Below are 13,700 nucleotides of genomic sequence, written 5' to 3' on the forward strand. Positions count from 1 at the left end.
GGCTTCAATAAAGTTTTTCAATAAGTTGTCAGCACTCCAGCACTGACAACACCCAAACCCTTTGTCAGTCGTAGTTTGACGGCAGTGCTGACAAGGTGTTTATAAGTGACGACAAACAGTTTGTCAGCACTGATTTTCAGACTATTTTCGGACGTATGAGATTGTATATCAAAAGAGTACTTCATATTTTGCATATAATAGGATAGCCTCCCTTTATATACGTGTTTCCCTAGATCCATGACATAGAGTTACTGCAAAGCTGTGACAGTATTACTGCAAAGCATGTTCAGTGTCGCTGCAAGACAAAGACAGTGTCACTGCAAACCATATACAGTTTCATTGCAAGGCATGTGCAGCAGTATTGTTAAGGTATGTACAGCAACGTTGCAGCACAGACATAACACTATAATACTCTTAATCAAGCACTACTATGTAAAGGAACAAGACCTTCATACATTTAGAACCGCTTCTCCATATCTCCTTGGCAGTATAAGTAGTCCAAATTTCGGAAGCTGTTTTTAAGGCAGTATGTAGACAAGTGAGAAATTAAAAAGAATTTCATTGGAATGCGGTTGCCTTGTAACCAAACAGAAATATTTTCCGAAAACATAAAAAAAAAGATAAGTTGCCCAAATAGAGGATAAATATAGAAAAGTAGAAACTAAATGGAAATATAAGATATTTTAGTGTAGCAATTCGTTCCTTTAGCCTCCCAAATACTCACTCAAAGAATTTGTTTCTTTAAATATATTTTATAATATTTGTAGCAAAATCAGTCAGAATGGAAGCAAAACCAGCAGACCTGAATGATTAACTGATAAGCATATACAACATTTTACTTCAACATCATAAATTAAATGACTTATGAAAAAAATTACTACTCTATTAACGGCCATTATCGGAATGGCACTCATGAACCAAGTATCAGCAACCCATGTCACAGTAGAAGTCCCTACTGCCGGGCAACTGAGTTCTTTAGTACAAGATGTAAACTGTGACAGCATCACCATTTCGGGAAATCTGGATGGAAATGATTTTTGGTTTATCAGAGAGCAAATGCCAAACCTGGTTTATTTGAACACAAGCAAGGTTACAGTGCCAGGTAACAGACTTCCCGAGTCTGGGCTATACTCAAAAAAAACACTACAGAAAATCATACTTCCTGACAATTTGGAAGCAATAGGAAATAATGCTTTCGCCTACTGTTCCAACCTGAAAGATATCACTTTCCCTAAAACATTAGCCACGATAGAATATCATACATTCTATCAGTGCGGTTTATCCGAAGTCACACTTCCTGATAAACTAAAAGACATAGGGGATGCTGCTTTCTACGAATGCTACAACCTAAAGAAAGTGAACTTCCCTGAAAAATTAGTCAGCATAGGCAATAGTGCATTTCGTCAATGCAATTTATCCGAGGTTGCATTCCCTGACAGTCTAAAAACAATAGGAAGTAATGCTTTCAGATATTGCCAGCAACTGCAAAAAGTTACATTTCCGGAAAAGCTGGAAACAATAGGCACCCATGCTTTTAACGATTGTTTCCGCCTACACACAGCCACACTTAAAGGCAAAACCGCACCGGTAATATCCGACAACACTTTCAACTACACTAAAGTATTTTATGTACCGGAAGGTGCTGCACAAACCTATAAGGAAGCCACCAACTGGTCTAATTTGGTCATTATAGACGGAAATACGCCCAAAAAGATAACAGTAACCCTAACTACTGCCGGAACTTTGGGAGAAGAAATCCTAAAACAAGTTGACTACGTAAAACAAGTTAATGAACTGGTAATAAACGGCCCCCTAAACAGCGATGATTTTTATCAGATACAACAACAAGCCACCAATTTAATTTCTATTGACCTGACCAAAGCCACCATAGAATCATTACCTGAAAATTTCTTCTACGAGAGAGCCGCCTTACTTGATATAAAGCTCCCTGCTACCCTGAAAAGTATCGGAAGATATGCTTTTTACCGATGCCACGGATTAACCCAAATAACTATACCAGAAGGGGTAACGATTGTCGGAGATTACGCTTTCAACGAATGTATTTCACTGAAAGAAATTGAGTTGCCGACTACACTGACAGATATTAAAAATGGTGCTTTTCAAAATTGCTGGAGTTTAGCAAGCATCCAAATACCCGATAATGTTACCACTATCAGTCAATCCTCCTTTTACCATTGCACTTCATTAATACAAGTGAAGTTCCCGGCTAAATTGCAGAGTATCTCCAATTCCGCATTTCAAGAATGCAGTGCATTAGCCAAAATAAATTTGCCCAAAGGACTACTGACCATAGGTTCAAATGCATTTTATCAATGTTCCGCATTGGAAGAAATCTCTTTCCCCTCGACTTTGTCAAGTCTGGGAAGCAGTGCCTTTTACCGTTGTACGAATCTCACAGAAATCACTCTGCCCGCTTCACTGACTTATTGCTATCATCCATTTTATGAATGTCACAATATCAAGAAAGTTACCTGTCTGGCATCCGTACCGCCTACATTAGAAAACAACAATGATATTCTCTATGGTGTAGATAAATCCAGTGCAGAACTTGCAGTTCCTTTCTGGTCCGTAAACAGCTATAAGCTGGCTCCGGGTTGGGATGCATTTCCTACAATCAATCCTCTGGATTATGAAACAGACCTCATCAACGTGCCCGGCGAACTGGTCATAGCGGCAGATATCCGTTTCAAGAACAATCCGACCGTATCCGTATTTGATAACGGCCGACTAACAGTCAGAGGAACCGATGCGCTCTCTATGAAGAAGTACACACAAAGCCACACATTCAGTGGATATGATGATAACAGTTGGTCCTACCGAGAAGCTGTTTATACGAATTTGCTCAGCGAGTCCGGAGCCATGCGTGCCGATAGTGTCATCTACAAACTGAATCTGAGAAAAGACTATTGGCAGTTCATCACACTGCCTTTTGATGTGAACAGAGCAGACATAGAAGTCAGCAATGACGCCCTCTTTGTCATCCGTTACTACGACAGTAAAGCACGGGCCGACGGCGAAACCGGCAACTGGAAAGACGTACCCGCCGGTGGAACGTTGCAAGCCGGAACCGGCTATATCATCCAGGCCAACAAACAAACCCAACTTACCCTGAAAGCCATCAACAATGACAATAAGAACCGGCTTTTCTCCGGCAATGCCTTAAAACGGACACTGGATGAGTACGCCTCCGAGTTCGCCCACAATGCCAGCTGGAATTTCATAGGCAACCCCTATCCATGCTTCTATGACATTTATTACATGGACTACACCTCTCCCATTACAATATGGGACACCCGTAACCGGACTTACACCGCCGTCTCAACCGAAGACGATAACTACATACTCAGCCCGATGCAAGCGTTCTTCATTCAGAAGCCGGTGGAAACGAAAGAAATCAGTTTCTCCGCTGAAGGCCGCCAACTGGATACTGCCGTACGCCAACGCACCACGACCCGTTCCGCCGTTTCGCCGGATCGTACCGTCTTCAATTTTACTTTGGAGGATGACACTTATACCGACCGTACCCGCGTAGTTATCAATCCCGAAGCAAGTATGGATTATGAAATGTCCCGCGATGCTGCCAAATTCATGAGCGACGACAAAGACGTGCCACAACTCTTTACACTAGACGCTACAGGCAGATATTACGCCATCAACGAACGACCGTTGGGCAATGGAATTGTCTCCGTAGGCATTTACGCAGGAAAAGCCGGCACATATACCCTGAGCCTGGCAGACGCCACAGTTACAGCCGACGAAGTGATCTTAACAGATAAGCAGACAGGAAGCGAAACACGCCTCGACCTCGACAGCTACACCTTTACGGCAGAAGCCGGCTTCTGCACCGACCGCTTCGAACTGCGCCTGACTACCCGTACCATTACCGGAATAGAAAAATTCCATGATACGAATGCTGCCCAAGTGACGGCAGGAGCCGGACAAATCTTAATATCTGCCCAACCGGGAGATAAGATGAGGGTCTGCAATGTCACCGGACAAGTCATTGAGCGTCGGATATTGACACAGTCATCAACCTCGCTCCCCGTCGCACCGGGTTTCTACATCGTAACTATCGGTAAGGAAACATTCAAAATTATGGTAATCAAATAAAACAGAACATCCATGAAATATATATTCAGCCTATTCATTGCTCTCTGGAGCATCGCGGCATGGGGACAAGAAGGAGGGGATGGGTTTAACCCCTCCAACCCCGGCGAACCGGGCCAGAGATATAATTTGACGGTCAACGTCACCCCCGACGGAGCAGGCAGCACCTCACCTTCGGGGAAGCAGCAATATGCTCTGGGAGAATCTGTTTACCTCAGCGCTAATGCCAACAACTATTACCAGTTTGTAGGTTGGGCGCAGGACGGAGATACGATTTCCCGCAGTCGCTCTTTCAATTATACCATGCCGGCAAAAAATACTGCCATAACTGCCGTGTTCAAGGCTACAGACAGCTTCAACCCCGACGATCCCGACGATCCGTCGCAGGAAGTCATTAAGTATAAACTAAATTTGACAGCTTCGCCAATCGAAGGAGGACGTTTCAACATCACTTCGGGAGAACGTTTCAGTGAAGGAACTTCGATTTCTGTCTATGCCTACCCGAACAGCAACTATCAGTTTGAGGGTTGGAAACAGGGAGAGACATTGTTGTCCACTGAAAGCCCTTATTCATTCGTGATAGGGAAAGAAGATGTTTCCATAACCGGCTTATTCCGCTTCAATCCGGACAGCCCGGGAAACCCGGGAGCCAATCACTGGAATGCGGAAACAGGTGAACTGATTATCGACGATTTCACTCCGGGCAGCATCATGAATGCCGTAAGCAATGTAGTCGGTGGTTCAAGCAATTATAGCAAAGTTTCGATGGTCATTGTCAGCGGTCAGATGAACAGCTACGACTTCGGCATCGCCCAAAACCTAAGTAACTGTACTCTGCTCGACCTTAGCCGGACAGGCGGATATACGGAAATTCCCAGCTATGCATTCGACGGCACCAACCTGTCAACGATTATCCTGCCGGCCGGCATAGAAAGAATAGGCAACTACGCTTTCCGTAATTGCAAAAATCTGACGGATATCATCTGCCATGCCATCACACCGCCAACAGTAAGCAACTATACTTTTGAAGGAATCGCCGATGGTGCCGTTGTCCATGTGCTTGCCTCTGCCATTCCTCTCTATACAGAGGCACTAGTGTGGAAAGACCTCACCATCCTGCCACTGACAGAAGACGTCAGAACCCTGGAAGTGAACCTGCCTGCCGACAGTGAAGGAGTTTACAAGAATATGACTCTGGAATTGCAAAATTTGCAGAACGGACAGAAACAACGCTATGTGGTGTCCGACCGCACGTCGTACACTTTCAACGGATTACTAAAGAATTGCACCTACAATGTCTCTCTGAAAACTCCGACTGGTGTAGTGTTGGGGCAGATAGAAAACATTGAGATCAAAGATGAGAACTGCTCTGTAACTTTCACTTCACTGCTAGCTTTGCTTGACGTAAACCTGCAAGTGCTGACTCCGGACGGAACAGATGTCACCAGCCAGGTACAGATTACGTGGCTGGATTCCAAGCAGGCATACCTGTCGCAAGGCAACCTGCTGAAGGCACAGACAGCAGGAACCGAAATTGGGTATCGAATGGTTCTGAATCAGGATTTAGGGATGCAGTATGTAGCTCCGGTAAATCAGGTCTACAGTGTGAAGGAAAAAGAAAACCGGCTGGTTTATACGTTGACTCCTATAGAGATGACGACAATCTCCGGAACTGTCAAAGACGCAAATGACAACACACTATCGGGTGCTGTCATTTCCATTTCACAGAAGCTGAACGGCAAATATTCAAAATCATTCATAACCAAAACTGACACTAAAGGAAAATTTGCCCAGCAAATCTACAATGCTGAAAGCACAATTTCCGTATCCGCCACCGACTACGTCAGCCAAACACTGACGAAAGCAGACTTCAGTCAAGGAACGGATTTGGGAACGATTGAACTAAAGACGATAGCCGGTGCCACGATAAGCTTAAACTTTACGTACACCCCCAGCGTAGCCGCGGGCGAAGAAGCGGAAACCCAAACCTGGTATTCTGATTATACCAATATCTCTTACACAATATATAACGTGACTCAAGGGAAAGTAATTACCCAATATTCCGTACAATATCCTTCTATTGTCCTATTAGAAGACGTTGCCGAAGGCGACCAGCTCCGCATCACAGCCTCCAGCAAAACTAATGCGTTCCTCCCTGTGGAAAGTCCGACTACAATCAGCGCGGAGAATAAAGCAGATATTACCTTCAATATAGTCGGCTTAGGAGGAATCCGTGCCAGTTACGGCTCAACGGACAATGCAAACGTAGCAGGTATCCTGTATGACAGCAAAGGAGAACTGTTGAAAAAATATAGTTATACCAATACTTCACTTTCAATTTCCGACCTGACAGATGGAGCCTATACCTTGGTTTCGATGAGCAATAGCAGTTTCTTCAACTCAATTCTGAAACTTTCTTCACTGGAAACTTCGGGACTGAAAGAAGGAACAGACTACATTTTAAACCCTATAACAGTAAAGAGCGGCACTATAGAACTGATAAACAATGAGGAAATTCCCGCTTTGGATGAGAGTAAACTCTATTATACCGGTGAAGGCACTGCATTCACCGTCAACAAAGCGTCTATCGTTGCCGGTAATTACCTGACTTTAAAAGGAAAGATTGACTTCAAAGAAGAATATGCCGCTTCCGTCAGCAATGTACAATTAGTAATTGACTTGCCGGAATCCTGTTCATTTGTAGACAATTCTGTAATGACAGGTAGCCAGGTCGGCGCTTACACGATAGACGGCAATCAATTGACCGTCCCAATGAGCAATTACAATGATCAGGTCCGTTTTTGCATCATCCCCACAACCGGAGGAACTTATAATCCTAATGCGTTCACCGAATTTACATTGAACGGGAAAACAGTCCGGCAACCGATCGGTTCAGCTTATTACGAAGTAAAGGATTTATCTATCTCCGTGCCAAAAACCGTAGCCAAAACAACAATTCCTATTAGCGGAACGGCACAGGGAAGTTCAGAAATCAACATCTACGACAACAACATACTCATCGGTCAAACCACATCACTGGCCAATGGAATATGGACCACCACGTGTGAACTGAACGAACCATACAACCTTTCAACACATAGCATTCATGCAAAAGTAACGAATAAACAAGGGTTGGAGTTACAGTCCGAAACACAAGAAGTAACGTATGACATGAATGCCATAGAAGCTTCCACTGTAACAATGACTTTTTATAATGGATGGTTGAAGCAAAATATAGAAGTCGTCTTTGATTTACTGAAAGGGACAACCAGCCCATCGTCTTATATGTTCTACACAGCCACCGATATTACATTTATTACAAATTTCACGAACAATAGTCCTGATGTGATTTCAAACGTCAAACTATATGTTTTTACCGATCAAAACGAGATAAGGCCATTAAAAGCTACTTATGACGAAAAGAAAGACAGATGGATTGCAACTTCGAAATTCGAGTCAAATAACTTACCGATAAATGTAAGTGTAGGATTTGATGCGATAACAAATCCCACCATAGACCAGAACTTACTTGAACAAATACCTGATATGTACAGCAAGCTGACCGAACAATTCGCTATTGACGTTCAGCTTCTCGATTCTATTTCCGATCTGGATAAAAGTATTGAAGAGTTAGAGGAAATCTTATACGTAAATGGTTTCATTGATAAAAACGACACAATCTCAGACAGCTCCTTTATCAAGTATTTACAAGGGCTATCCGACGAAGAATTAGATGATTTGATTAAGCAGGATACAACAAATACAAGTGAGATTTCAGACTCAATAAATAATGCGATATCAGCGCTACAAAAAATGTATTCAAATGAAGTCTTTTTTGAATACGATTTACCTGATGGTAGTAAGTTCATTTCTAAACCTTGCAATGTCACGTCTGATTCCTTATTGCTCGATATGGGTTATAGCCATTATGAAACGACAGAAGGACAATACATCTACACGCGAGCAACAGAAAAACAAACTGAATATATTGATCTCTCCAGAAACTGCCATACAATAATAGTCAGTAGTTCAACTATTGACCAAATAGTAAAAACCAGATCTGTAGAAGATGATTTAAAGATATTCAATGAAGCGATAGCCAAAATCAACAGTCTATATCAGCCTATAGCGAAAGCCTATGGAGATATGGAGAAAATGATAGGTTCTTTGGTCGCTGGTTTAGAAAAAGAGCTATCAGAAGCCAACACCTTATTCAATAGACAAAATCTTACTTTCAACATGAAGAAAGTAAAATTAGAAAGATTGGAAAAGGAATTAAGTCTATTAGCCCCTTCCGATCCTATGTATAACCTGAAAAAATTACATGTTGACACATATAAGACGGAAGTAAAAGAAGCAGAAAAACTTTTAAAAAGAATTTCTAAAAATCGCGCCCTAACATCGACAGTTCTCAAATTGTCAAGGCCGATGAAAGGAATATTAGCCAAATCAATACCACTTGTAAAATATGCAGATGCTATATACAATGGGCTCTCAATCATTCAGCAATTTCAAGAAATATATTTATCCGTTCCAAATCCATGTAAAGATGACGAAGAAAGAGCAAAGCAATGTAGAGATTTAACAATATCAGGAGCAATTAAAGCTGAAGGGGTTTTGGTTGTAAAAATAGGTGTAGACGCCCTTTTAGACATAGCAACTGTTGGCCAAGTAGTCGCTGCAGGTGCTACAGGGGGTGTTTCAATAGGAACCGCTTTCGCTACAGCTGTAGGCAAAATGGTTGCAGGATTAGCGATTGACGCAGTTTTCAATTGGGAAATAGACAGGAGAAAACAGGAAATTAGAGCCAAGATATCACAACTTAAATGTAAAAAGTGTGATGATCCTTCATGCAACAACGACGATGATGGTGATAATACTCCACCTACACCAACAACTCCGCCGTCCAGCCCTATCCACGACCCTTCCGGCTACGTCTACGAAGCTGTTGAGACGAACCGTCTGCAAGGTGTGACCGCCACCTGTTACTATAAAGAGATGGTAGAAGACATGTACGGCGACCTGCATGAAAACATCGTACTTTGGAATGCAGCCGAGTATGCTCAGGAAAACCCTCTGTTTACTGATGAAAAAGGAATGTATCAGTGGGATGTCCCCCAAGGGCTCTGGCAAGTGAAGTTTGAGAAAGAAGGCTACCAGACCACTTACAGCGAATGGCTCCCCGTTCCTCCTCCACAGTTGGAAGTGAATATTGGCATGGTACAAACCGCCCAGCCTACCGTGACAGCCGTGCGCGGTTATGAGACAGGCATAGAAATTGATTTCAGCAAGTTCATGCTGCCCGAAACCATGACTGCCGAGTTCATCACCATCACTCGCAACGGAGAAGCCGTAACCGGAGAAGTAACTTTCAAGAATGCCGAAGCAAACCCGCAAAACAAAAATGAGCAGTTCGTTTCGAAAGTGCGCTTTGTCCCTTCCGAGGCTCTGGCTACCACCGATAAAGTGATACTGACCGTCAGCAAACGGGTGAAGAGCTATGCCGGCATACAAATGGAAAGTGATTATAGCCAAGAGATAGCCATTGAAAAAGAGCCCAAGGCAGTGGTCGCTTCCGAGATTGAAGTGGTGTACAATGAAACGGCTGAAATTACAGTAACCGTAGAACCGGCAGAAGCCTCAACAGGCAAGAAAGTGACCGCAACTTCCGTTTCCTCCACCATTGCTGCCATAGAACCGGCAGAAGCCACATTGGATGAAGAAGGCAAAGCCACCTTCAGTATATCGGGCGAACTTCCGGGACAGACTATGATACAGTTTGCCGTCGAAGGTATGGATATGAAACCGGAAGTGAAAGTGAGCGTCGTGGAAGCCGGAGAAAAAAACATCACTCAAAACTACACACTCGCTATGGGCTGGAACTGGTTCTCTATCAACGTACAGGATCAGAATCTGAACGATATACCAGCTCTACTCGCTACCATCAAAGAATCCGTCCTCATCCTGAAAGGACAAAACGGAGAATTGACGAACAAAAATGAAAGTGATTGGGAAGGTTCATTGAACAGCCTGAACACCACTCAAGCTTACAAGATAAAAATGAAGAAAGAGGCAACTCTTGAACTGACCGGAAAGGGGGCAGATCCGACAAGCAACACCATCACCCTAAACCAGGGCTGGAACTGGATAGGCTATGTCCCCACCGTCACCTTACCATTGGAGCAAGCCTTGCAAAATCTACAAGCTGAAGAGAATGACCTTATCAAAGGCTTGGACAGTTTTGCCATATACGATGGAAGTGCATGGACAGGCAGCCTGACCCACCTGCTTCCCGGTGAAGGCTACATGTACTATTCTCAGTCAGTGAAGTCTTTCAACTATGCCGCGAACGGTACAGAATCAGAACCATCCGCCCCGTCAGCACAATGGAGCTATGACATTCACCAGTCCGAAGACAACATGATTGCCATAGCCGAGCTTTACAGCGGAGAACAAAAGGCTGAAACGGGAAAATTCCTTGTCGGTGTATTTGTGGACGGTGAATGCAGAGGTATAGCTATTGAAAAAGACGGTTATCTGTTTATCACTGCCCACGGAGAACAAACCGATAGCAAACTGACCCTACGTGCCTTCGACACTGCCGACCAGCTGGAATACAACGTCAAGGAAGAAATAGAATGGAGCGGTACACTGACGGGCAGTTTAACCACCCCTGTCAGCCTGCATATAGGCGAAGCAACCGGAATTATTCCTATTTCGGAAGGCCTGCTGGTTTATCCAAGTCCCGTACGCCACCGCTTGTATATTCGGGGAGATATTGGCAACATTGAAGAAGTACGCATCTCTGATACTGCGGGGCAAACACTGATAGTGGACAAACAAGTAATTCCTGGCGAAGGAATCAATGTTTCTTCACTGAGTAAAGGGATTTACTTCATAATCATAAAAACCGATAATGAGGTTATACAACAGAAATTTATGAAGATAGACTAAGCCTGTCTCTCTTTATGACGCTTATCTTAAAAGTCTCCCTCCGACACCTAATCCGAAGGGAGACTTTTTTGTCCCGACCTTCAAAAGTCATAAACCGGCAAGCATATACTACATAGAATCTAATGATAGACAAACCATTTCTATCTGATATTTGGGCAATAGTTTACGCTTAAGATGTTCAACCTTCGCCGCTAACAATTCCGGTTTGAAGTTCTTCTTTTGCCTTTTCACTTCTGCAACTACCGCCTGCTTTTTCTCTAATTTCAAAGCTACAATATCAATTTCATCCTGCCCGTTTCGGGTATCCCACCATGAACCGATAGCTCTGTACTGAAAGCTTTCCGCAAATTTCTGTTTGAAATATTCTTCTAACATCTTACCTGAATAGGTAGGATAATCCGCTTTAATGATAGCCTGTAGTCCCACAAAGTTTTTAATTTCTATCAAAGAGCGATGACGGTCAAAATAATTAAACCAGAAACGAATAAAATTATCCTGTATTTCATAACGGACAGTCTGACTTCCTTCTTTTGCCAATATGGGACGCTTCCGTACGATTATATTATAATCTTCAATCAGTCGTTTAATCTGTCCTCCTATACTCTTATTTCCCAATGCAGCCTCTATTTCAGGTTGTGTATTAATGCCTCCCGAAATAGCACTTAATATAGAAAAATAGGTAGCGTAGTTCTTACCAAATTCTTCTACCAGCAGGTTTTTTCCTTCATCGGTAAAAGGAGAGTTTTCCCGAATCATGAAATTTATCATTTCGTCTACGCTCAACGTTCCGTTATCACAGAACAACTCTACATATTTTGGCACCCCACCTGTAAAAGCGTAAAGGGCAAGCAAATCATCATTAGAATAATCAGGTCTGTGATCGTGAATGATTTCCTTCAAAGTCGTCAAGCTAAAAGCTGATAATTTGATGATGTTATCAGCCCTGCCAAATAACGGCTCTTTTGAATTCTGAAATATCTTTTGCATCAAAGAATAAATGGAACCGGATACAATCAGATTCATACGGGACTTCTTACGATATTGATCCCAAAGATTCTGCATATCACTGTAAACAGATTCATTAATATTGTAGAATTCCTGAAATTCATCAATAACAAGATTAAATGCCCTGCTCACAGACAATTCCATCAAATACTGAAACAATGACCGGAAAGTGCGAATTTCATTAGGGACAAAAGTCTCCAGGGACTGAGCGATGACAGGAATAAACTCAGCGCAAAGAGTCGCCTCATTCTTACGACCTACAAATAAATACACAGTAGGTGAGTCTTCTATAGATCGCATGATAAGGCTTGTCTTACCTATACGTCTTCTACCGGTCACTACCGTCAAGCGGGAGTGGTCATTAAACGACAGATTTTTTATACGCTGTAACTCAGCTAATTCATTCGTACGATCATAGAATCTCATAGTCATATCAATTTTGTAACTCCCGTAACCGTTACGGAGGTTACAAAGCTAATCAATAAAAAGCGGTAATACAAAACATTACAAGAAAATCCTCAGTCTCTCCTTTATTCAAATGTATAGCTTTACTACATACATCAATGCACTTTAATCTGATTTTAGAGTGTCATGCAGAAATATACGATACGCCTATAGTTGACGAATAAAAATAATGACGCTAATATTCCTATTTTACAAGCATAAAGATTCCAATACACGAATTCCGCTAACACACGCTTGGATTAAAAATGCTCTTCTGGAACAATGAATCCTCATTTTCCTTGAAATAAATCATCGGTTTACCTCAAACTAACGATGTAATTAAGCAAAACTAACGATGTAATTAAGCAAAACTAACGGTGTAACAGGGTAAAACTAACGGTGTAATTTGTAAGATGGCTACACCCTTTTTGGAAAAAGGTGTAGCCATCCTGCTAAAAGGGTGATACGATCCGAGAAAAAGGGTGTAGCCTTCCTCCAAAACCGGTTTATTCGGTTCTATTTGAATACGAAGTCGGATCATCCGGCATATTACTTTTTGCTGTAATTACATTAAAGATGAAGATTATTTGGAATGAAATAGAACACAAGAAGAACACTGTGCCTTCTTTTTCCACAAACAGTTCTCATCGTGCACTTCCGCCAAACGTTATCCTTGCGTTTTTTCTTCTTTCCCTCCGGTAGGGTTTGAAAGAAAACATTCTCACGCATTAGGATTATCACTTTGTCAATCTGTCAGATTGATAAAGTATGGCATCACTGAGTAATTTTTGGATGATTCAGTTCATACACCGGAAGTTTCAGCCGTAAAGCCGTTAAATGGGGCGATCCGGAAAAAGCTGAAAGAACTGTAAGAAGAAAAGTAGATTTATAGAAAGGACAAATCAAAGTTCAGATTCAAGGGATAGTTGTCATATCCAAACATGAATTGCTACAGAACAAGCAGCATCCGAGAAATGTCAGGATACGGTTTTATAGATAAACAGCATTATATCCATGCTAAGTGGTCGATATAACAAATTATGCAGAAAAAGCAACGCAGACATTAACCGGTATTCCACTATTTATAATAAAAAATTTATCCAAGGAAATTCTTTATTAAGAAATATTATCCTACATTTGTACCAAGTTTTGCTACCTATAGAGATAGG

Annotated in this window: 4 protein-coding genes; 2 read left to right on the top strand and 2 right to left on the bottom strand. The window is 42.3% G+C overall.

From position 1 onward, the window contains the following. Positions 1 to 17: 17 nt before the first annotated feature. Positions 18 to 185 (bottom strand): hypothetical protein, encoded by a 168-nt coding sequence (locus tag BN161_RS29705; RefSeq protein ID WP_167332495.1) that lies wholly within the window; start codon positions 183 to 185, stop codon positions 18 to 20. A 679-nt stretch (positions 186 to 864) separates the two neighbouring features. On the opposite strand from BN161_RS29705, the gene BN161_RS05945 reads away from it, so the two are divergent. Together BN161_RS05945 and BN161_RS28475 are read left to right on the top strand one after the other, a co-directional pair. Then, positions 865 to 4,131: a leucine-rich repeat protein gene (locus BN161_RS05945; protein ID WP_044263842.1), complete on the top strand. Its 3,267-nt coding sequence runs from the start codon at positions 865 to 867 to the stop codon at positions 4,129 to 4,131. A gap of 12 nt (positions 4,132 to 4,143) precedes the next feature. Beyond that, on the top strand, positions 4,144 to 11,082 hold the full coding sequence (locus BN161_RS28475) for an InlB B-repeat-containing protein (protein WP_044263844.1): 6,939 nt from the start codon (positions 4,144 to 4,146) through the stop codon (positions 11,080 to 11,082). A gap of 108 nt (positions 11,083 to 11,190) precedes the next feature. Here the strand turns inward: BN161_RS28475 and BN161_RS05955 are convergent, their stop codons facing one another. After that, on the bottom strand, positions 11,191 to 12,513 hold the full coding sequence (locus BN161_RS05955; RefSeq protein ID WP_044263848.1) for an ATP-binding protein: 1,323 nt from the start codon (positions 12,511 to 12,513) through the stop codon (positions 11,191 to 11,193). Between the last annotated feature and the right edge of the window lie 1,187 nt (positions 12,514 to 13,700).

This window comes from Bacteroides timonensis (genome assembly GCF_000513195.1).
Taxonomy (GTDB): domain Bacteria; phylum Bacteroidota; class Bacteroidia; order Bacteroidales; family Bacteroidaceae; genus Bacteroides; species Bacteroides timonensis.

Coding starts and splice junctions, on each gene's coding strand:
- BN161_RS05945 (WP_044263842.1), top strand. CDS start 865: ATGAAAAAAATTACTACTCTATTAACGGCCATTATCGGAATGGCACTC.
- BN161_RS29705 (WP_167332495.1), bottom strand. CDS start 185: ATGAAGTACTCTTTTGATATACAATCTCATACGTCCGAAAATAGTCTG.
- BN161_RS28475 (WP_044263844.1), top strand. CDS start 4,144: ATGAAATATATATTCAGCCTATTCATTGCTCTCTGGAGCATCGCGGCA.
- BN161_RS05955 (WP_044263848.1), bottom strand. CDS start 12,513: ATGAGATTCTATGATCGTACGAATGAATTAGCTGAGTTACAGCGTATA.